At 67.2% G+C, this 18,885-nt stretch carries 19 protein-coding genes, 2 tRNA genes and 1 pseudogene; 11 read left to right on the top strand and 11 right to left on the bottom strand.

Features of this window, described 5'->3' with window-relative positions; genetic code table 11:
• Nucleotides 1-15: 15 nt before the first annotated feature.
• The 4 genes and pseudogenes from PBT88_RS13090 to PBT88_RS13075 all read right to left on the bottom strand — a co-directional run bounded on the left by PBT88_RS13090 (nt 16) and on the right by PBT88_RS13075 (nt 2,932).
• Nucleotides 16-305 (bottom strand): annotated as a pseudogene (locus PBT88_RS13090) (GIY-YIG nuclease family protein).
• 304 nt (nt 306-609) lie between these two features.
• Complete coding sequence (gene rpsI / locus PBT88_RS13085) at nt 610-1,155, bottom strand: 30S ribosomal protein S9 (protein ID WP_270075780.1); 546 nt, start codon at nt 1,153-1,155, stop codon at nt 610-612.
• A complete protein-coding gene (gene rplM, locus PBT88_RS13080) occupies nt 1,155-1,634 on the bottom strand; it encodes a 50S ribosomal protein L13 (RefSeq protein ID WP_270075779.1) in 480 nt (159 codons plus the stop codon). The genes rpsI and rplM overlap by 1 nt, the downstream gene beginning before the upstream one ends.
• 176 nt (nt 1,635-1,810) lie before the next feature.
• Nucleotides 1,811-2,932 (bottom strand): COX15/CtaA family protein, encoded by a 1,122-nt coding sequence (locus PBT88_RS13075; protein WP_270075778.1) that lies wholly within the window; start codon nt 2,930-2,932, stop codon nt 1,811-1,813.
• Nucleotides 2,933-3,065: 133 nt separating this feature from the next.
• Between PBT88_RS13075 and PBT88_RS13070 the strand changes: the two genes are divergently transcribed.
• The 8 genes from PBT88_RS13070 to PBT88_RS13035 all read left to right on the top strand — a co-directional run bounded on the left by PBT88_RS13070 (nt 3,066) and on the right by PBT88_RS13035 (nt 9,593).
• On the top strand, nt 3,066-3,491 hold the full coding sequence (locus PBT88_RS13070) for a MerC domain-containing protein (RefSeq protein WP_270075777.1): 426 nt from the start codon (nt 3,066-3,068) through the stop codon (nt 3,489-3,491).
• A 10-nt stretch (nt 3,492-3,501) separates the two neighbouring features.
• A complete protein-coding gene (locus tag PBT88_RS13065) occupies nt 3,502-3,987 on the top strand; it encodes a Fur family transcriptional regulator (RefSeq protein WP_270075776.1) in 486 nt (161 codons plus the stop codon).
• A 122-nt stretch (nt 3,988-4,109) separates the two neighbouring features.
• Complete coding sequence (gene dxs, locus PBT88_RS13060; RefSeq protein WP_270075775.1) at nt 4,110-6,035, top strand: 1-deoxy-D-xylulose-5-phosphate synthase; 1,926 nt, start codon at nt 4,110-4,112, stop codon at nt 6,033-6,035.
• Nucleotides 6,036-6,461: 426 nt separating this feature from the next.
• A complete protein-coding gene (locus tag PBT88_RS13055; protein WP_270075774.1) occupies nt 6,462-7,217 on the top strand; it encodes a TlyA family RNA methyltransferase in 756 nt (251 codons plus the stop codon).
• A 63-nt stretch (nt 7,218-7,280) separates the two neighbouring features.
• On the top strand, nt 7,281-7,835 hold the full coding sequence (locus tag PBT88_RS13050) for a TspO/MBR family protein (RefSeq protein WP_270075773.1): 555 nt from the start codon (nt 7,281-7,283) through the stop codon (nt 7,833-7,835).
• A 42-nt stretch (nt 7,836-7,877) separates the two neighbouring features.
• The gene (locus PBT88_RS13045) at nt 7,878-8,150 is read left to right on the top strand and encodes an accessory factor UbiK family protein (RefSeq protein WP_270075772.1); all 273 of its coding nucleotides are present in this window, start codon (nt 7,878-7,880) and stop codon (nt 8,148-8,150) included.
• 94 nt (nt 8,151-8,244) lie between these two features.
• Nucleotides 8,245-8,757, top strand: a complete 513-nt coding sequence (locus PBT88_RS13040; RefSeq protein ID WP_270075771.1) for a type III secretion system chaperone family protein — start codon at nt 8,245-8,247, stop codon at nt 8,755-8,757.
• The gene (locus tag PBT88_RS13035; protein ID WP_270075770.1) at nt 8,757-9,593 is read left to right on the top strand and encodes a pyrroline-5-carboxylate reductase family protein; all 837 of its coding nucleotides are present in this window, start codon (nt 8,757-8,759) and stop codon (nt 9,591-9,593) included. Before PBT88_RS13040 ends, PBT88_RS13035 begins: the two co-directional genes overlap by 1 nt.
• Before the next feature lie 43 nt (nt 9,594-9,636).
• Here the strand turns inward: PBT88_RS13035 and PBT88_RS13030 are convergent, their stop codons facing one another.
• Nucleotides 9,637-10,125, bottom strand: coding sequence for a MarR family transcriptional regulator (locus PBT88_RS13030; protein WP_270075769.1), 489 nt, complete (start codon nt 10,123-10,125; stop codon nt 9,637-9,639).
• A 43-nt stretch (nt 10,126-10,168) separates the two neighbouring features.
• Between PBT88_RS13030 and PBT88_RS13025 the strand changes: the two genes are divergently transcribed.
• Together PBT88_RS13025 and PBT88_RS13020 are read left to right on the top strand one after the other, a co-directional pair.
• Nucleotides 10,169-10,891, top strand: coding sequence for an HAD family hydrolase (locus PBT88_RS13025; RefSeq protein ID WP_270075768.1), 723 nt, complete (start codon nt 10,169-10,171; stop codon nt 10,889-10,891).
• 69 nt (nt 10,892-10,960) lie between these two features.
• Nucleotides 10,961-11,035 (top strand) — tRNA-Gln (locus PBT88_RS13020).
• 89 nt (nt 11,036-11,124) lie between these two features.
• On the opposite strand, the gene PBT88_RS13015 is transcribed toward PBT88_RS13020, so the two are convergent.
• Entirely contained in the window at nt 11,125-11,535 is a 411-nt protein-coding gene (locus tag PBT88_RS13015; protein WP_270075767.1) for a hypothetical protein, read from the bottom strand.
• A 71-nt stretch (nt 11,536-11,606) separates the two neighbouring features.
• Nucleotides 11,607-14,165 (bottom strand): HWE histidine kinase domain-containing protein, encoded by a 2,559-nt coding sequence (locus PBT88_RS13010; RefSeq protein ID WP_270075766.1) that lies wholly within the window; start codon nt 14,163-14,165, stop codon nt 11,607-11,609.
• A gap of 294 nt (nt 14,166-14,459) precedes the next feature.
• On the opposite strand from PBT88_RS13010, the gene PBT88_RS13005 reads away from it, so the two are divergent.
• Complete coding sequence (locus tag PBT88_RS13005; protein ID WP_270075765.1) at nt 14,460-16,844, top strand: membrane-bound PQQ-dependent dehydrogenase, glucose/quinate/shikimate family; 2,385 nt, start codon at nt 14,460-14,462, stop codon at nt 16,842-16,844.
• 55 nt (nt 16,845-16,899) lie between these two features.
• On the opposite strand, the gene PBT88_RS13000 is transcribed toward PBT88_RS13005, so the two are convergent.
• The 4 genes from PBT88_RS13000 to dapB form a co-directional block, all read right to left on the bottom strand.
• A tRNA-Arg gene (locus tag PBT88_RS13000) sits at nt 16,900-16,976 on the bottom strand.
• A gap of 53 nt (nt 16,977-17,029) precedes the next feature.
• The gene (locus tag PBT88_RS12995) at nt 17,030-17,410 is read right to left on the bottom strand and encodes a hypothetical protein (protein WP_270075764.1); all 381 of its coding nucleotides are present in this window, start codon (nt 17,408-17,410) and stop codon (nt 17,030-17,032) included.
• Between the two features lie 51 nt (nt 17,411-17,461).
• Nucleotides 17,462-18,115 carry an endonuclease III gene (nth, locus tag PBT88_RS12990; RefSeq protein WP_270075763.1) on the bottom strand — a complete coding sequence of 218 codons (654 nt, stop codon included), beginning with the start codon at nt 18,113-18,115 and terminating at the stop codon, nt 17,462-17,464.
• The gene (gene dapB / locus PBT88_RS12985) at nt 18,112-18,861 is read right to left on the bottom strand and encodes a 4-hydroxy-tetrahydrodipicolinate reductase (protein WP_270079255.1); all 750 of its coding nucleotides are present in this window, start codon (nt 18,859-18,861) and stop codon (nt 18,112-18,114) included. The genes nth and dapB overlap by 4 nt, the downstream gene beginning before the upstream one ends.
• Nucleotides 18,862-18,885: the final 24 nt, after the last annotated feature.

Genomic DNA, 18,885 nt, shown 5'->3' with positions numbered 1-18,885 from the left:
GGGGTCCAGCTGCTTTCAGGCGAGCGTGGCGAACAGATCTTGCCAGTCTGGATTCCCGCTTTCGATCAATGCAAACTTCCAGTCTCGCCGCCAGCGTTTCAGCCGTTTCTCATGTGCGATGCAGGCCATTATGTCGTCGCCACGCTCGGCCCAGACGAGGCGAGTGAGGTCGTAGCGTCTGCAAAAATCGGATCCGTCACCGCTACGATGCTGGCCGACCCGCGCACGAAGGTCGGCTGTGACGCCGACGTAGATCGTGCCGCGATAACGACTGCCATGATGTAGACCCAGCCGCCGGTCGTCATATCCGTTCCCATCCTCGCATGGAAAGCGAAGACAAGCTGGACCCCGGGTCAAGCCCGGGGTGACGCGACCGAGATCGACCGCTGTCCACCACGTCCCGTCATCCTGACGACAGTCAGGATCCAGAGCCTCGGGCGTCGGCGATGGCGGCTCTGGATCCCGGATCAAGTCCGGGATGACGATCAGAGGATGGCAGGCAAAGAGCAGCGGCTTTCCACCCCTTCGCACCCCATCCCCTTCGCACCATAGCAAAAGGGCGGCCCCGGATGTCCGGGACCGCCCTTTCGGCAAGCTCGCTCGAGAAGCTTAGCGCTTCGAGAACTGGAAGCTGCGGCGGGCCTTCGCCTTGCCGTACTTCTTGCGCTCGACCGCGCGGCTGTCGCGGGTCAGGAAGCCGGCGGCCTTGACGGGCGCGCGCAGGATCGGCTCGAAGCGGGTCAGCGCCTGGGCGATGCCGTGCTTGACCGCACCGGCCTGGCCCGAGAGACCGCCACCGGCGACGGTGCAGATCACGTCATACTGGCCTTCGCGATCGGACACGCCGAACGGCTGGTTGATGACGAGGCGCAGCGTCGGGCGGGCGAAATACACCTCCTGGTCACGGCCGTTGACCGTGATCTTGCCGGAGCCCGGCTTGATCCAGACGCGGGCAACCGCATCCTTACGACGGCCGGTCGCATAGGCGCGGCCCTGGGCGTCGATGATCTTCTCGCGCAGCGGCATGGTCGAGACCGGCGCCTGGACCGGGGCGAAACCACCCTCGGTGCCGGCATCCGTCGCAGCGGCCGGGGCCGGAGCCTCGCCACCCGTCAGCGTGGCGAGATCGGAAAGGGACTGGCGATTGTCGGACATCAGGCGCCCACCTTGTTCTTGCGGTTCATCGCCGCGACATCGAGGACTTCGGGGTTCTGCGCGGTGTGATCATGCTCGGCACCGGCGAAGATGCGCAGGTTGCGCATCTGCTGGCGGCCCAGCGGGCCACGCGGGATCATGCGCTCGACGGCTTTCTCGAGAACGCGCTCCGGGAAGCGACCCTCGAGCACCTTGCCCGCGGTGATCTCCTTGATGCCGCCGGCATAGCCGGTGTGCTTGTAGTAGATCTTGTCGGTCAGCTTCTTGCCGGTGAAACGCACCTTCGCGGCATTGATGATGATGACATTGTCACCACAATCGATGTGCGGGGTGTAGCTCGGCTTGGTCTTGCCGCGCAGGATATTGGCGACGAGCGAGGCGAGACGCCCGACGACGAGGCCTTCGGCATCGATCAGATGCCATTTCTTCTCCACCGTGAACGGCGTTGCCGACTTGGTGGTCTTCATGAGCGCCTTCATGGCCCCAAACTCCGAAATGCGAGAAACGCAAGAGCGCGGCCCATCGCTGAGCCGCGCCACGGCCGCCCCAATGACGATTCGGCCCCGGAAAGTCAAGCAATGCGGGCGGTTTCGTGAGAGGTATTATAATACCATGGCGAAAATCGCGGCGCGCGACGGGGTGCGGGAGGGGCGTTTCAGCCGCGCTTGTCGCTTGCAGGGGCGATGGCTCCGGCGCGGCCGAGGGCGTGGCTGCCCCAGATCAGCGCGCCGAGCAGGATCGTCGCCATCGCCTGGTGCGCGACCGCGATCGGAATATCGACGCCGGTGAGTAGGGTGGCGATGCCGAGCAGGATCTGGGCGACCACCGCGACCACGATCGCGATCGCGGCCGGGCGGTGGCCGGCCTTCATCGCCAGTCGCGCGACGGTGACGACGGCGACGAGGGCGACCCACGCCCACCAGCGATGCACGAACTGCACCGCGATGGGGTTGTCGACGAGGTTGCGCAGCGTCGACCAGTCCCGGTCCCAGCCGCCGGCGGGGAACCAGTCGTCGCCCATCTTCGGCCAGCTGGCGAAGGCATAGCCGGCGCGCAAGCCCGCGGTGAAGGCGCCGAGCATGATCTGGAGCGCGAGGATGACGATCGCGACCGTGCTCAGCGCGACCAGCCGGGCAGGGCGGGCGGCCGGATCGCGGGCGAGGGCGAGCAGGTCGAGCGCCGTCCAGATCGCATAGCCGTAGATCATCAGCGCCGAGAGCAGGTGGATGGCGAGGCGGATGTGGCTGACCTCGGTGCGGTAGGCGAGGCCGGACGACACCATCCACCAGCCGATCACGCCCTGGAAGCCGATCAGCGCGAGGGTCAGCAGGCCGCGCCAGCCATAGCCGGCCGGGATCGCGCGGCGCCACCAGAAGGCCAGCAGCACCACCGCCAGCAGGGTGCCGATCCCGCGCGCGATCAGGCGGTGGAGGAATTCCCAGAAATAGATGTGCTGGAATCCGGCCAGCGTCATCCCCGTGTTGAAGGCCTTATATTGGGGGATCGCCTTGTAGCCATCGAACGCCGCCTGCCACTGGGCGTGGGTGAGCGGCGGGATCGCGCCGAGGATCGGATCCCACTGGACGATCGAGAGGCCGCTTTCGGTGAGTCGGGTGATGCCGCCGACGACCACGATCGCCAGCACCAGCGCCGCGATCGCGAGCAGCCACAGCCCGAGGGCGCGCGGCGCCGGGCGCGGTGCGGCGGGGCGGCCGGGGAGCCGGATGGCGGGGGCCCGGTCGGGGGCGGCGTCGGCGGGGGCGAGGGGGTCGGACATGGCGCGCGGATGTAGCGCGCCGCCGGGCTGCTCGACAACCGGTCTCGTTCCGTCGCCGTGACCTTTCGGCCGCCCGATCGCCCTTCAAAATGAGACATTGTATCATGTCATCGGCGATGGCATAGCCCCGCCGATGGCGACCCATTTCCCCGAGTCCCCGCCGCCGCGGGCCCGCGATCGAACGCCGACCGGCGGGCGGCTCGACCGGATCGCGATCGGGCTGTCGAGCCTGTGCCTCGTCCATTGCATCGCGACGGTGCTGCTGGCGGCGACGCTGGCCTCGGCCGGCGCGGCGCTCGCCAATCCGGCGTGGCACGAGATCGGCTTCTCGCTCGCGATGCTGATCGGCGCGGTGGCGTTGGGGCGCGGCTATGCGATGCATCGCGACTGGCGGCCGGTGGCGATCGGTGCTGCCGGGCTGTCGCTGATGGGCATGGGCCTGATCCGCGCCGAAGGCCTGCCCGAGATCCTGGCGACCATGGCCGGCGTCGTGCTGCTGGCGGCGGCGCATCGTCTGAACGCGCGCGGCGGCCTTGCGGGGGGGCATCGGCACGCCTAGTTGAGAGCGCATGGCCACTGCCTCGAAACACGCCCATGCGCACCATCATGGTGCCGAACTCGTCGCCGCCGCCCAGGGCGTTCTGGAGGCGAAAGGGGAGCAGTGGACGGCGCTGCGCTCGGCCGTCTTCGATATCCTCAGCGGCTTCGATCGGCCGGCGTCGGCCTATGACATCACCGAGCAGCTCTCCGCCGCGCAGGGGCGCCGGGTCGCGGCCAACAGCGTCTACCGGATTCTCGACCTGTTCGTGCAGAGCAACCTCGCCCAGCGGATCGAGAGCGCCAACGCCTTCATCGCCAATCCGCATCCGGGTTGCCGCCACGATTGCATCTTCCTGGTCTGCGATCGCTGCGGCCATGCCACGCATGTCGATAACGACGCGGTCGCCGCGAAGGTGCGCGAGGCGGCCGAGAAAGCCGGATTCGTTCCCGAACGCCCGGTGATCGAGGTCCAGGGATTGTGCGCGGACTGTGCTTCAAAGGCCACAGCCGCCTGACAAGAGTGCCCGATTTTTGCCGAAAAGCTGCGCCATGAGGGTCGGGTGGCGCATTAAGATATGTTCACCGTTCGACAGGGCGAATGGCTTGGCGTAATCAGCGCGATCCAAGGAGATGCTGAGTGTCCGAACGTCCTGTTACCCCCCTTCTGGACAAGATCGATACCCCCGCCGACCTGCGCACGCTCAAGCCTGAGCAGCTGGCCCAGCTTGCGGACGAACTGCGCGCCGAGATGGTGTCCGCGGTGTCCGTCACGGGTGGCCATCTCGGTGCCGGGCTCGGCGTTGTCGAACTGACCACCGCGATTCACTATGTGTTCAATACGCCCGACGACAAGCTGATCTGGGATGTCGGCCACCAGGCCTATCCCCACAAGATCCTGACCGGCCGCCGCGATCGTATCCGCACGCTCCGCCAGGCCGGCGGCCTGTCCGGCTTCACCCAGCGTGCCGAGAGCGAATATGATCCGTTCGGCGCGGCGCATTCGTCCACCTCGATCTCGGCCGCGATCGGCTTCGCGGTGGCGAACAAGCTCGCCGGCAAGCCCGGCAAGGGTATCGCCGTGATCGGTGACGGATCGATGTCGGCGGGCATGGCCTATGAGGCGATGAACAATGCCGAGATCGCCGGCAACCGGCTGGTCGTGATCCTCAACGACAATGACATGTCGATCGCGCCGCCGGTGGGTGGTCTGTCCGCCTATCTGGCGCGGATGGTGTCGAGCGGGCCGTTCCTCGGCCTGCGCGAGGTGCTCAAGCGCTTCGCCAACCGCCTGCCGCGCCCGCTCGCCGACGCCGCCCGCAAGACCGACGAGTTCGCCCGCGGCATGACGATGGGCGGCACGCTGTTCGAGGAGCTCGGCTTCTATTATGTCGGCCCGATCGACGGCCATAATCTCGATCACCTGATCCCGGTGCTTGAGAATGTGCGCGATGCCGCGCAGGGGCCGATCCTGATCCACGTCGTCACCAAGAAGGGGCATGGCTATGCCCCGGCGGAAGCGGCGGCGGACAAGCTGCATGCGGTGCAGAAGTTCGACGTGCTGACCGGCGGCCAGATCAAGCCCGAGCCCGGCCCGCCGAGCTACACCGGCGTGTTCGCCAAGGCGCTGGTCGCGGAGGCCGAGCGCGATCCGACGATCTGCGCGATCACCGCGGCGATGCCGACGGGGACGGGGCTGGACAAGTTCCAGCAGGCCTTCCCCGATCGCATCTTCGACGTCGGCATCGCCGAGCAGCACGCCGTCACCTTCGCTGCCGGCCTGGCGGCGCAGGGGATGCGGCCGTTCTGCGCGATCTACTCGACCTTCCTCCAGCGCGCTTATGACCAGGTCGTCCACGACGTCGCGATCCAGAACCTGCCGGTGCGCTTCGCGATCGATCGCGCCGGGCTGGTCGGTGCCGACGGATCGACCCATGCGGGTTCGTTCGACATCACCTATCTCGCCACCCTGCCGAACATGGTGGTGATGGCGGCGGCCGACGAGGCGGAACTGGTCCACATGGTCCACACCGCCGCGCTCTACGATGCCGGCCCGATCGCGCTGCGCTATCCGCGCGGCAACGGCGTCGGCGTGGCGCTGCCCGAAACCCCCGAGCAGCTCGAGATCGGCAAGGGCCGGATCGTCCGCAGCGGCAAGAAGGTGGCGATCCTGTCGCTCGGCACCCGGCTGGAGGAGGCGCTCAAGGCGGCCGACCGGCTCGACGCGCAGGGTCTGTCCGCCACCGTCGCCGATCTCCGCTTCGCCAAGCCGCTCGACGAGGCGCTGATCCGCAAGCTCTGCACCAGCCACGAGGTCGTGGTGACGGTGGAGGAAGGAGCGGTCGGCGGTCTCGGCGCGCATGTGCTGACGCTGGCGTCGGACGAGGGGCTGACCGATGCGGGGCTCAAGATCCGCACGCTGCGCCTGCCCGATATCTTCCAGGCGCATGACAAGCCCGAGAAGCAATATGCCGAGGCCGGCCTCGATGCCGACGGCATCGTCGACGCGGTGCTCAAGGCGCTGCGCCACAATTCGGTCGGCGTCATCGGCGGCGCGCGGGCCTGATCCTGCGGCCGCCCCTTTTCGGCGTGGCTGGAGAGGGGCGGCCGGAGAGGGCGGCCGGAGAGGGGCGGTTGGAGAGGCGCTCTGGCGATCCGACCTGCGCCGGACATGAAGAAGCCGCCTAGGTTGCCCTGGGCGGCTTGGACATCCGGTGTGAAAGCCGGGTGGACGCGGCGGCTTGCCGCATTCCGCTTAGTGGATCAGGATGGTGGCGATGGCGAGCGACTGGGCGCCGAGGATCGCCGCGGCCATGGCCACGTTCTCGAGGGTCCGCATATTGGTTTCCTTGTGTGAACGCGCAGGGCAACGCCTGAGGGGAGGGGGACGGACGTTGCCCTGCGACGAAACGTCAGATATGCGCGACGAAATAATGTTTCAAGTGCTTGTAATCATCGCGCGATTGCATAAACTGCAATATCGGGACGCAGCATGAGTAAAGGGATTCGCGCCGATCAGCTGCTCGCCGATCGTGGCCTCGCCGAAAGCCGGACGCGCGCCCAGGCGCTGATTCTCGCGGGTCTGGTCTATAGCGGCGATCGCAAGGTTGATAAGGCCGGGCAGGCGCTGCCGGCCGATGCGCCGCTCGAGGTGAAGGGCAAGGATCATCCGTGGGTATCGCGCGGCGGCCTCAAGCTCGATCATGCGCTCGCCGAATTCGGCTGGGACGTCACCGGGCTGACCGCGATCGACGTCGGTTCCTCGACCGGCGGCTTCACCGACGTGATGCTGACGCGCGGCGTCGCCAAGGTCTATGCGGTCGATGTCGGCCATGGCCAGCTCGCCTGGAAATTGCGCGAGGATCCCCGCGTCGTCGTGCTGGAACGCACCAATGCCCGCCATCTCACCCGCGATCAGGTGCCCGACACGATCGATCTGGTGGTCTGCGATGCGAGCTTCATCGCGCTCGCCAAGGTGCTGCCCGCGGCGCTCGATCTGGCGCGCGAGGGGGCGCGGCTGGCGGCCCTGATCAAGCCGCAGTTCGAGGCCGGCAAGGGCGAGGTCGGCAAGGGCGGGGTGGTCCGCGATCCGGCCGTCCACCAGCGCGTGTGCGACGATGTGGTCGCCTGGCTCGGCACCATCGGCTGGGCGGTGGAGGGCGTCACCACCAGTCCGATCAAGGGGCCGGAGGGCAATATCGAGTTTCTCGTTACCGCAATGAAACAGTCGCCCGCTACGAACGGTTGACGCGAGGCACCAACCCTATACCTCGTTAACCTATCGGTTCGGGGTGGCTTGGGGCGTGATGAGATGAGCGTACTGGCATCACAAGGGCAGTTGCGGATGTCGTTCCTGCGCGTCGCGCTGGTGACGGTGCCGCTGATCCTCTTCCTTGGCATTCTATCCGGCGCGGCCGCCGGCTCCGGTTTCTCCAATTCGTGGTTCGCGGCACTGGCCAAGCCGGCGGCGATGCCACCGGGCTGGGCCTTCCCGGTGGCGTGGACGATCCTCTACATCCTGATCGGCTTCGCGCTGGCGATGGTGATCCGGGCGAAGGGGGCGGGCGGGCGCGGTATCGCGATCGGCCTGTTCGTGGCGCAGTTCGTGCTGAACCTCGCCTGGTCGCCGACCTTCTTCGCCGCCCACAAGATGGGCGTGGCCTTCGCGATCATCCTGCTGATGATCCTGCTGACCATCGCGACGATCCTGGCCTTTGCCCGCATCCGCTCCCGCGCGGCCGTGCTGATGCTGCCCTATCTGCTGTGGCTGTGCTTTGCGGCGTACCTCAATCATGCGATCGAGGCGCTCAACCCGAATGCGGAAACGCTTGCACCGACGGCGTCGAGCACCCAAGTGCAACTCTGATACGCGCATCGCCGCAAGGGGCGTCGCCAGGGAAACAGAGCCATGCAGTCCGAAAACCGTTTCTTCGATGATTTCGCCAAGATGATGAACGGCCTGGCCGGCACCGTCGCCGGCGCCGGGCGCGAGGCCGAGGCGCAGATGCGCGAGAAGGCCAAGGGCCTGTTCGGCGGGATGGATTTCGTCAGCCGCGAGGAATTCGACGCGGTGAAGGCGATGGCCGCCGCCGCGCGTGACGAGGCCGATGCGCTGAAGGCCCGGATCGATGCGATCGAGGCGCGCCTGAACGGCGCCGCGACGCCGGCCGAGGGCGCCTGATTCCTCCACAGATTTCGCATCGCCCGGCCTTGCCGCCCGGCGGCGGGCGCGCCACAGCTTGGCGCGCCGCTGTGGGTGCGGTAGGGGGCGTTTCATGAACCTCGACGATCTCGAAGAGGCGCGCAACGATGCGAGCGCGCCGATCGACATGCTCGAAAGCTATTTCCAGGCGCATGGCTGGACCTGCGAGCGGATGGGCGACGACGAGATCGTCGCCACCGTGCAGGGCAGCTGGACGCAATATGAGCTGCGCGGCGTCTGGCGCCCGGAGGATCGCGTCCTCCAATTCCTCTGCCTGCCCGATATCCGCGTGCCGGCCGAGAAGCGGATCACCGTCTACGAGACGATCGGCCTGATCAACGAGCAGCTCTGGCTCGGCCATTTCGAGCTGTGGGCGGCCTCCGGCCTCGCGCTGTACCGCAATGCGACGCTGATCGAGGGGGACGACGACAGCGTGCTCAGCCTCGACCAGGCCGAAACCCTGATCGAGACCGCGATCGACGAGTGCGAGCGCTTCTACCCGGTCTTCCAGTTCGTGCTGTGGGGCGACAAGGCACCGGCCGACGCGATCGCCTCGGCACTGATCGAGACGCGCGGAGAAGCCTGATGGCGGATAGTTCGAAGATCGCCGGCACGATTGCCGGCGATGGCCCGATCTGGCTGGTCGGCGCCGGCAATATGGGCGGCGCGATGCTGCGCGGCTGGCTGGATGGCGGGATCGATCCCGCCCGCATCACCGTGATCCGTCCCTCCGGCACGCCGATCGCCGGCGTTACCGTGCTGACCGCGCCGCCGATCGACGGCGAGATGCCGGCCGTGCTGGTGCTGGCGATGAAGCCCCAGAAGCTCGACGAGGCGGTGCCCGCGCTGGCGCCGCTGACCGGGGAGGGGACGCTGATCGTATCGGTGCTGGCCGGCGTCGAGGTGCCGTCGCTGGCGAAGCGCTTCCCGCAGCATCGCGCGATCGTCCGCGTCATGCCCAATACGCCGTCCGGGATCGGCCAGGGCGTGATGCTGCTCCATGCCGGCGCCGACGCCGATGCCGCCGCGAAGGGCGATGCGGAGGCCTTGGTGGCGCCGCTCGGCCTGTGCGAATGGTTCGATGACGAGGCGCTGTTCGGGCGCGCCTCGGCGCTGTCGGGCTGCGGCCCCGCCTTCCTGTTCCGCTTCATCGACGCGATGGCCAGGGCCGGGGAGGGGCAGGGCCTCGCCCCCGATCAGGCGGCGCGGCTCGCGCTGGCGACGGTGCAGGGGGCGGCGCAGCTCGCGGCGGGATCGGAGGAGAGCCCCGCGACGCTGGCCGATCGGGTCGCCAGCCCGGGCGGATCGACGCGGGCCGGGCTCAACGTGATCGACGATGGCGAGGCGCTCGATCGGCTGATGGCCGACGTGCTGGCCGCCTCGGCGCGCCGCAACGAGGAAATGGCGGCCGCCGCGCGCTGAACTCGGTGCGCGCTGAACCCCGGTGCGCGCCGGGCCGGCAGTCCTAGCCGCGCAGCATGTGCAGCATCGGCCGATCGGCGGCCGGCACCAGCCCCTCCAGCACCAGCCAGAATCCCGCCACCGCCGCCGGCCCTGCATCGACATAGGCGGCCGACATGCGCGCGCGCAGGATCTCGAACAATTCGCCCTCCAGCGCGATTCCGGCCGGGCTCAGCCGCAGCAATCTCTGTCGCCGGTCGTCGCGGCCGACCCGCGTCTCGATCATGTCGCGCGCCGCCAGCTCGTTGATCACCCGCCCGAGCGACTGCTTGGTGATGCCCAGCAGGGTGAGCAGCCGGCTGACCATCAGATCGGGCTGGCGGGCAACGAAATAGAGCGCGCGATGATGGGCACGGCCCAGCCCATGCGCCTCCAGCCGGGCATCGAGCGCGTCGAACAGCCGGCCATGGCCGAAATGCATCAGCTCGATCCCGCGCCGAATCTCGGCTTCGCGCAGGAAGAGCGGGGAGGCGGGGCTCTGCGGGGCGGCCATGTTGACCTGATTAGGCGTGCCTCCTAGGCGGACGCAAGCGGCCATGTCCGGCCACGCCCGTCATCCGGAGACTCCCCTGACCGCATCCGTTCCCCCGCTGCCGCGCCGCGCCCGCGCGGTGATCTTCGACATGGACGGCACCCTGCTCGATACCGAATCCGTCCATCTCAGCGCCATGCAGGCCGCCGGGCGTGCGCTCGGGCTGGATTTCACCGATGCGCTGCTGTTCGACATGGTCGGCGTCCATCGCGATCTCAACACCGAGCGGCTGTTCGGCCATTTCGGCCCGGACTTCCCGGCCGACGCCTTCTATGCCGACGCCGATGCGCGCTTCCTGGCGCTGTGGCGCGAAGACACGCCGCTGCGCCCCGGCGCGCGCGAGACGCTCGAACGGCTGTCGGCGCTGGGCCTGCCGCTGGCGATCTGCACCTCGACCGTCTCGCCGCTGGCGCAGGGCCATCTCGCCGAGGCGGGGCTGGCGCATTTCTTCGCGGCGATCGTGACCCGCAGCGACGTCGCCCAGCCCAAGCCGCACGCGGAGCCCTATCTGCTGGCGGCGGCGCGGCTCGGCGTGCCGGCGGCCGAGTGCGTGGCGCTGGAGGATTCGCCCAACGGTCTGCGCGCGGCGGCGGCGGCGGGGACGATGGCGCTGCTGGTGCCCGATCTGATCGCCGCGAGCGCCGACATGGCGGCGCTGGCCCACGCCGTGCTGCCCGATCTGCTGACGGCGACGGCGCTGATCGAGGCCAGCGCCGGCGTGGCATGAAATTGGTGCGACCGGGTGCATGAGCAGGCTTCCCTCTGCGGCTTCGGCCCGCTAAGGGAGCCCGCTCGTTGGGGCGTCGCCAAGCGGTAAGGCAGCGGCTTTTGATGCCGCCATGCGCAGGTTCGAATCCTGCCGCCCCAGCCAGTTATAAATTCAACGGTTAAATCAAAGTGTTAGGTGGAAATCCACAGGCCACGTGTGACAGGCGTGTGTGGCTTCTCTCTACATATTCATCACAGATGCTGAGGATCAAATCCTTCGGGAAGGGTCTGTAAAAAGGTGCCGAGATAATTTTTCATCGCGTCGTGAAGCTGGGCGGCGGCGTTGATGTTATGCGGATGGCCGTCAAAATACCGTGCCATCTGGCTCACATCAGCTTTGAAATGGAATGTGGCCTGACGCAGCGGGTGAAGGTAAGAACGTGTGGCTTTCGCAAGATTACATATCTCGGCATCAGAAAGCTTCAACCTGTCAAATCCCTCACAGGCCACCCACAGACCAGCTAGCCAAAAATTGTGATAGGCCCAAAAGGCGTCCCAGTCTTCTGCAATGGCGCCATCGATGCCGTCGTGATCCATCACCATCTTATCGAGATGTTTCTTCATGACGTTGGCGCGGAAGAAGTATCGGCAAAGCTCGATCATCTCGTTTTGCCGCGATAGCCAAATCGGATCTATCTCCATCTCGTTATTTCATCCCTGCTGGCGTAGCGGGGTCACAGGTCCAGAAGATCCTCCACCGCGCGGGCAATATTGTGGGTCGTGTACGGCTTCTGCACGACGATCCGGCCGCGATGCTCGTCGGGCAGCTTCGCCTGCTCGCCATAGCCGGACGCAAAGAAGAACGGCACGCCCATGTCCAGAAGCCGATTGGCGATCCCGAAGCTGGTCTTGTCGCCGAGATTGATGTCGAGGATCGCGAAATCCGGCTTGGTCGCATCGAGCATGTCATGCGCGGCCTCGGGCGTCGACGCCGTCATGATCTCGCCGCCGAAGCGCGTGATGATATCCTCGGCGTCCAGCGCGATGATGAGACTGTCCTCGACCAGGATCACCGAGCGGCCTTCGAGCAGGTTCGGCTTCACCGGGGCGGCATGGGGGTTTTTGGAGCTGGGAAGCTGGATCCTCGGCCCCTTATGGTCCCGGCGCTCGGACACATGGCGCGCCGGGATCGAGAATTTGGCGCGGACGCCCGCCGGATCATAATCGATGCTGGCCGCCCCCCCGAGATCATAGGGCACCGAGCGATCCACGATCGTCGTGCCGAACCCCTTGCGGGTCGGTTTGCGGACGGGCGGGCCGCCGCTCTCCTGCCAACTCAGTTCGAGATCGTCGGCGTGGTTGCGGTGCCAGCGGATATGGACTTCGCCATTGCCGGACAGGCTGCCATATTTGGTCGAGTTGGTGACGAGTTCGTGCAGCACCAGCGCCATCGTCGAATAGGCTTGCGGGTTGAGCAGGACGGGAGGCCCTTCCGCGATGATCGCGCTCTCCTTGTGCTGCGCGAACGCGCCGGCTTCGGCGTCGATCAGCGCCTGCAGCGGCGCAGGCCCCCAATGGTCGTCGGTGATCTGGTTGTGCGCGCGCGCCAGCGCGTGGATGCGTCCGTCGACGACCTTGACGAAGCCCTTGACCGCCGCCTCGTCGGGCTGTGACTGGCGGATCAGCCCGCGAATGACGCCGAGGATGTTGCGCACGCGGTGGTTGAGCTCGGCGATCAGCAATTCCTGGCGGGCATTGGCGGCATGACGGTGCGCCGCCGCCTCGTCCGCCAGCCGCAACACCACCTCGATCAGGGTGGCGCGCAGCGTTTCGGCGACGCGGAGTTCGGACGGCGAGAAGGGCTTGGAATGGCCTTCGACCTGCTCCTGCCACTCGGCAAAGCTCTCGCGCGGCGTCAGGCGAGGGCCGTTCGGGCCATATTCCAGCGGCTTGTGCGGATCGCCCGCCCAGCGCACGGATTCGCGCAGCTCCGAGCGGAACAGCACGACATAGTCGCGCGGGCTGCGCGAGATCGGAATCGCCAGCAACCCCGACGCCTCGCTGGCGAAGGCGGCCGCCCGCTCGACCAACGAGCCGATATGATCGGTCGCATAGACGCGCCCGGCGGCGGTGCCGTTCAGTGCCCGGACGATCCGACGGAAATCGTCGGTCGGCGGCGTCCGGCCGGAGAAGGCGTAATTGCCGTTGATCCATACGCCGACGCCATCGGCCGGGATCGTGCTGGTGAGGATGTCCGCCAGCCAGTCGGGATCGTTGAGCAGCGTCTCGTCCGAAGCGACCGCGCCGAGCAGCTGGTCCGAGATGTCGCGCGCGCGCCGCTCATATTCGACCAGCGCCCGGCGTTCACGGCTTTCGAGCCGCATGGAAAACATCTGCGCGAACAGTTCCGCGGTGGAACGCCGCTCGATGGTCGGCGAGCGGGGGGAATAATGGTGGCATGAAAACAGCCCCCACAGCGCACCGTCGACGATGATCGAGATCGAGAGCGACGCCCCGACGCCCATATTCCGGAGATACTCGATATGGATCGGCGACACCGACCGGAGCACCGACAAGGACAGATCGAGGGGCTTGCGGTTCTCGTCGAGCGCGGGGACGATGCCGACGGGGTCTGCGTCCACATTGTGGATCAGCCGGATCAGATTGCGCTTGTAGAGGGCCCGCGCCTGTTGCGGGATGTCGCTGGCCGGATAATGCAGCCCCTTGAACGAGCCGATTCCGGGTTTGGCGGCTTCGGCCACGACTTCGCCGGAGCCGTCCGGCGCGAACCTGTAGACCATGACCCGATCATAGCCGAGCAAGGCCCGGACCTGGCGCGCGCCCTCCCGGTAGAAGCCCTGCATGTCGGCCTGGCCGTCCAGCCGCGCCATCATCGCCCGAACCGATCCGTTGGAGTCACCGTTTTCGGGCGTGCCGGGCTCGGCCTCGAGAATGATCTGGCTGCCCGACAAATGGATGGCGATATCGAACGGGCCGCCATCTTCCTGCAGCAGGCAGCCGAAGATCCGTTCCACCATGTCCGGCGCGTTCAGATAGGCGAGGCGGTTGCGCAGGTCGTGAAGCAGTTTCGGCGGCACGAAGTCGGCCAGCGGATTGCCGATCATCGCCTGGGGTTCGTGACCGAGATATCTCCCGATATTGGCCGAGGTCCGCGCCACGATCCAGTCGGTGCTCACGGCGACGAGAAACCCGACCGGCTGGATCGCGCCAAGCAGATGGATGGGTTCCCGATCGCAGTTGGTCAGATCAACCTGGGGTTCGACGTCGGCCACTATGTTCCCATCATGTGCGGAATTGCAGAATTTGCGTAGGGAACCGTAACGTCGTCGCAAGGTTCCGATCAACCCTGGTAAAGCGTCAATTCAGGCCTTTTTTGAGGCAGATGCGCAATCGACGGGCAAGGTCGCGACTGGCTTGGTCAAAGTGCGCCGCGCCGCGCCGCAGCACCCGTTTCACGGCGCAATCTCGGGCGTGCCGCAGTGAAGCGCGATCCTGATCTTGCGATCAGGAAACCTTTCTCTCCGATGAACGTCTCTCTGCACGAGATGATCGGAGATTGCGCGCCTATGCACGTAGCACCTTGGCCAGCCCGTCTATTGGGCCTGCTCGTCGCCTTGCTGGGCGTGTTCTTCGCGATCGAGGGGGGCGAACTCGCGCTGCTGGGCGGCTCGGTCTATTATGTCATCGCCGGTATCGGCATGGTGGCCGCCGGGATCGAGACGATCCGCGACCGGCGTCACGGTGTCTGGATCTACGGCGCGGTGTGGCTCTTCACCCTGATCTGGTCGATCGCCGAATCCGGCAGCGATGTCTGGAAGCTGGAGGCGCGGCTGTTCGCGCCGTCGGTGCTGATGCTGCTCTATCTGATCCCCTGGTTCCGCCCCGGCCGAACCGCCCGCACCACGCCGCGCGGCCCGCGTGACCGCGCCGTCTATGCCGGCGGCGCCGCGCTCGTCGTGGTCGCGGGGAGTGCCGCGATGCTCGCGCTGCACACGCCGGGTGCGATCGCGCAGGGCCCCATTCCGCCGATCGCGGCCGGCCAGCCGACCGACTGGCCCGCTTATGGCAACACCTCGGCCGGCGATCGCTACGCGCTGGTCAACCAGATCACCCCCGCCAATGTCGGCCAGCTCACGCTCGCCTGGGTCGCGCATACCGGCGACAAGGCCGATAGCGCCGAACAGAAGCATGTCCGCGAATATCATTCCGAGGCGACGCCACTGAAGATCGGCGATACCCTCTACACCTGCACGCCACATTCCACCGCGCTCGCCCTCGATGCGACCACCGGCCGGGTGAAATGGAAGTTCGATCCGCATTTCGATCCGACCGGCAACGGCTATCTCGTCTGCCGTGGCCTTTCCTATTACGACGCCTCGACCGCCACCCCCGCCGCGACGGCCTGCAAGCATCGCCTGTTCCTGCCGACCTTCAACGCCGAACTGATCGCGCTCGACGCGGACACCGGCAAGGTCTGCGCCGGGTTCGGCACCAACGGCGCGATCAGCCTGCGCGATCATGCCGGTGCCTCGCCGCCGGCCTACCAGATCGAGACGTCGCCACCGGCGATCGTCAACGGCAATGTGATCGTCGCCAGCCGCATCATCGACAATGAGTCGGTCGACGAGCCGTCCGGCGTGGTGCGCGCCTATAGTCCGATCGACGGCCACCAGATCTGGTTCTGGGATATCGGCCGTTCGCCGGACGGCATTGCCGGTACGCTCCCGGCAGGGCAGGTCTACACCCGCGGCACGCCCAACAGCTGGGGCGCGATCACCGGCGACGCCAAGCTCAACATGGTCTATTTCGGCACCGGCAACGCCACCCCGGACTATTACAACGCCCAGCGCCGGCCGTTCGACAACCGCTTCGGTTCGTCGATCGTCGCGCTCGACGCCTCGACCGGCAAGCTGCGCTGGTCGTTTCAGACCGTCCACCACGACATGTGGGACTTCGATCTGCCGATCGCGCCCTCGCTGTTCGACATGCCGGACGGCACCCCCGCGCTGATCCAGACCACCAAGACCGGCCAGCTGTTCATGCTCAACCGCGTGACTGGCAAGCCGATCGCCCCGGTACAGGAGCGCGCGGTCAGCACCCGCGGCGGACCTCCGGGCGAATTCGTATCGCCGACCCAGCCTTTTTCGGTCGGTATGCCGAGCCTGACGCCCGCCAAGCTCACCCCGCAGGATATTTGGGGCGCCACGCCGATCGACATGCTGGTGTGCCGGGTCGAGTTCGCCAAGGCCCGCAACGATGGCATCTTCACGCCCACCGGCCCGACGCCGGCGATCGGCAACCCGGCCTTCGACGGCGTGACCGACTGGGGCGGCGCCGCGATCGATACCGATCGCCATGTCATGACGATCAACACGATGCAGATGCCCTTCTACACGCAACTGATCGACAAGAAGACCGCGTGGGGCAAGAAGCTCGCCGCGCAGGGCACCACCGGCGGCGAGAATGCCGCGGCGTTGCAGGCCTATGCCCAACGTGGCACGCCCTATCTTGGCGGCGTGCGGGCGTGGCTCAGCCCGTTCATGACGCCGTGCGTGGCGCCGCCGTGGGGCAAGCTCGTCGCCATCGATCTCAAGACCCGCAAGATCCTGTGGCAGAAGGTGTTCGGCACCGCGCGCGACACCAACGTGTTCGGCCTGAAATATAATCTGCCGCTCAAGACCGGCACGCCGAACCTCGGCGGATCGATCATCACCGCGGGCGGGCTCGTGTTCGTCGGTGCGACCACCGATCAATATCTGCGCGCCTACGATATTGCGAGCGGCCAGGAGCTGTGGAAGGCGCGCTTGCCGGCCGGCGCCCAGGCGACACCGATGAGCTACACCGCCAGCGACGGCCGCCAATATGTCGTCATCACCGCCGGCGGCCACGGTGCGCTGGGCACGCGCTATGGCGACGAGACGATCGCCTTCGCCCTGCCCAAGCGGAGCTGATCGCGTGGCGAGGGCGGAAGCGGCCGGAAAACCGGGGCGCTCATATCAGGGGAAGTGGTGCACCCGACTGGATTCGAACCAGTGGCCTCTGCCTTCGGAGGGCAGCGCTCTATCCAGCTGAGCTACGGGTGCCTGCGCGGACGCCTAGCAGAGGCTTTTCGCGACCGCCAGCCCTTCCGTGATAATCAGCGGGGCGCACCCGAGATCGGCTGGAACGGGCTGAGCCCGCACGCCGCGCCCCCGGCCGACGGGCCATCGTGGAGGACATGGATGATGTCCACATTGCACAATTGGTCGATACTGGTCTCGTAGCCGAACCGCTCCTCGAAGCCGAGTTCGGGGCAGCTGTTGGGCAGCCGGTTGCGGTAGACCTTGCCGCCGGCCATGTAGAAATCGATCGTGCGGTCGTCGCGCACGCGGGTTTCGCGGATGCTGTGGGCGGAGATGCAGTTCACCGCCTTGCCGGCCGGCTGGATCTTCGCCTCCTGCTCGGGCTTGAGCGGGCGGGCGTCGGCGGGGCCGACCAGCGCGACGAGGATAAGGGCGGCGGCGAGGGGGCGGATCATGGCAAATGGCTCCGGCTGATCGAGACGACCATAACGCACCAGTCGGCCGGTCTATACCTTCGCGGCCGCCGGCGGGGGCGTCTGGGGTCGGAAGCGGCACAGGTCGGCGACCGGGCAGCGCCAGCATTCCGGTTTTCGCGCCTTGCAGATGTAGCGGCCGTGCAGGATCAGCCAGTGGTGGGCGTGCGAGCGGAAGGGCTGGGGCGTCACCTTCTCGAGCTTGTCCTCCACGGTGCGGACATCCTTGCCGGGGGCGAGGCCGGTGCGGTTGGCGACGCGGAAGATATGGGTGTCGACCGCGATCGTCTCATGCCCGAACGCGACGTTGAGCACGACATTGGCGGTCTTGCGGCCGACGCCGGGCAATGCCTCCAGCGCGGCGCGATCCTCGGGCACCACCCCGCCATGGCGATCGACCAGCATCTGTGCGGCGGCGATGACGTTCCTGGCCTTGGTGTTGAACAGGCCGATCGTCTTGATATGCGCCTTCAGGCCCGCTTCGCCGAGTGCGAGCATCGCGGCCGGCGTATCCACCTCCGCGAACAACCGCCTGGTGGCCTTGTTGACGCCGATATCGGTCGCCTGCGCCGACAGCGCCACCGCGACCAGCAGCGTATAGGGGTTGGTCCATTGCAGCTCCGTCTCCGGCGCCGGATCATGCTCGGCGAGGCGGCGGTAGAATTCGAAGATGTCGGCCTTCTTCACGCGAGGCCCAGCACGTCGGCCATGGTGTAGCGGCCCGGCGCGCGGCCCGGTTCGGCGAGCCACAGCGCCGCCTTCACCGCCCCCTTGGCGAAGATCGCACGGCTTTCGGCGCGGTGGCCGAGCTCGATCCGCTCGCCGTCGGTGGCGAAGATCACCTGATGGTCGCCGGCGACCGACCCGCCGCGCAGCGAGGCGTAATAGATGCCGCCTTCCTCGCGGCCATGGGGGCCATCCTGCATCCGATCGAAGCGGTTGAGCGCGTGGCCGTCCGCCGCACCCCGCCCGATATTCGCCGAGGCGCCGAGCAGCAGCGCGGTGCCCGATGGGGTGTCGAGCTTGTGGCGATGGTGCATCTCGACGATGTCGATGTCCCAGTCCGGCCCGAGCCGGCGTGCCGCCTCCTCGACCAGGCCGCGCAGCAGGTTGACGCCGAGCGAGGTGTTGTAGGTCTGGATCAGCGGGATGCGCGCCGCGGCCGCGTCGATCAGCGCGTGATGATCGGGCAGCAGGCCGGTGGTGCCGATGATGAGCGGGGTGCCCGCCGCGACGGCGGCGTCGAGATGGCCGGCAAGGGCATCGGGCGTGGTGAAATCGACCAGCACGTCGGCCGCCCCGGCGAGCGTGGCGATGCTGGTCGTGCCGTCCCGCGCGGTCGTTCCGGCGATCGCGACGCCCGCTGCCGTGGCCGCGTCGGCGATCGCGCGGCCCATGCGGCCGGTGCCGCCGAGGATGCCGATCGCGGTCATGCCGAGACCCGCCATGCGAGGATC

It is taken from the genome of Sphingomonas abietis (assembly GCF_027625475.1).
In the GTDB taxonomy this organism is placed as follows: domain Bacteria; phylum Pseudomonadota; class Alphaproteobacteria; order Sphingomonadales; family Sphingomonadaceae; genus Solisphingomonas; species Solisphingomonas abietis.
This window is presented reverse-complemented; position numbering and strand designations above follow the sequence as displayed.

Coding starts and splice junctions, on each gene's coding strand:
- rpsI (WP_270075780.1), bottom strand. CDS start 1,155: ATGTCCGACAATCGCCAGTCCCTTTCCGATCTCGCCACGCTGACGGGT.
- rplM (WP_270075779.1), bottom strand. CDS start 1,634: ATGAAGGCGCTCATGAAGACCACCAAGTCGGCAACGCCGTTCACGGTG.
- PBT88_RS13075 (WP_270075778.1), bottom strand. CDS start 2,932: ATGTCCGACCCCCTCGCCCCCGCCGACGCCGCCCCCGACCGGGCCCCC.
- PBT88_RS13070 (WP_270075777.1), top strand. CDS start 3,066: ATGGCGACCCATTTCCCCGAGTCCCCGCCGCCGCGGGCCCGCGATCGA.
- PBT88_RS13065 (WP_270075776.1), top strand. CDS start 3,502: ATGGCCACTGCCTCGAAACACGCCCATGCGCACCATCATGGTGCCGAA.
- PBT88_RS13055 (WP_270075774.1), top strand. CDS start 6,462: ATGAGTAAAGGGATTCGCGCCGATCAGCTGCTCGCCGATCGTGGCCTC.
- PBT88_RS13050 (WP_270075773.1), top strand. CDS start 7,281: ATGAGCGTACTGGCATCACAAGGGCAGTTGCGGATGTCGTTCCTGCGC.
- PBT88_RS13045 (WP_270075772.1), top strand. CDS start 7,878: ATGCAGTCCGAAAACCGTTTCTTCGATGATTTCGCCAAGATGATGAAC.
- PBT88_RS13040 (WP_270075771.1), top strand. CDS start 8,245: ATGAACCTCGACGATCTCGAAGAGGCGCGCAACGATGCGAGCGCGCCG.
- PBT88_RS13035 (WP_270075770.1), top strand. CDS start 8,757: ATGGCGGATAGTTCGAAGATCGCCGGCACGATTGCCGGCGATGGCCCG.
- PBT88_RS13030 (WP_270075769.1), bottom strand. CDS start 10,125: ATGGCCGCCCCGCAGAGCCCCGCCTCCCCGCTCTTCCTGCGCGAAGCC.
- PBT88_RS13025 (WP_270075768.1), top strand. CDS start 10,169: ATGTCCGGCCACGCCCGTCATCCGGAGACTCCCCTGACCGCATCCGTT.
- PBT88_RS13015 (WP_270075767.1), bottom strand. CDS start 11,535: ATGATCGAGCTTTGCCGATACTTCTTCCGCGCCAACGTCATGAAGAAA.
- PBT88_RS13005 (WP_270075765.1), top strand. CDS start 14,460: ATGCACGTAGCACCTTGGCCAGCCCGTCTATTGGGCCTGCTCGTCGCC.
- PBT88_RS12995 (WP_270075764.1), bottom strand. CDS start 17,410: ATGATCCGCCCCCTCGCCGCCGCCCTTATCCTCGTCGCGCTGGTCGGC.
- dapB (WP_270079255.1), bottom strand. CDS start 18,861: ATGACCGCGATCGGCATCCTCGGCGGCACCGGCCGCATGGGCCGCGCG.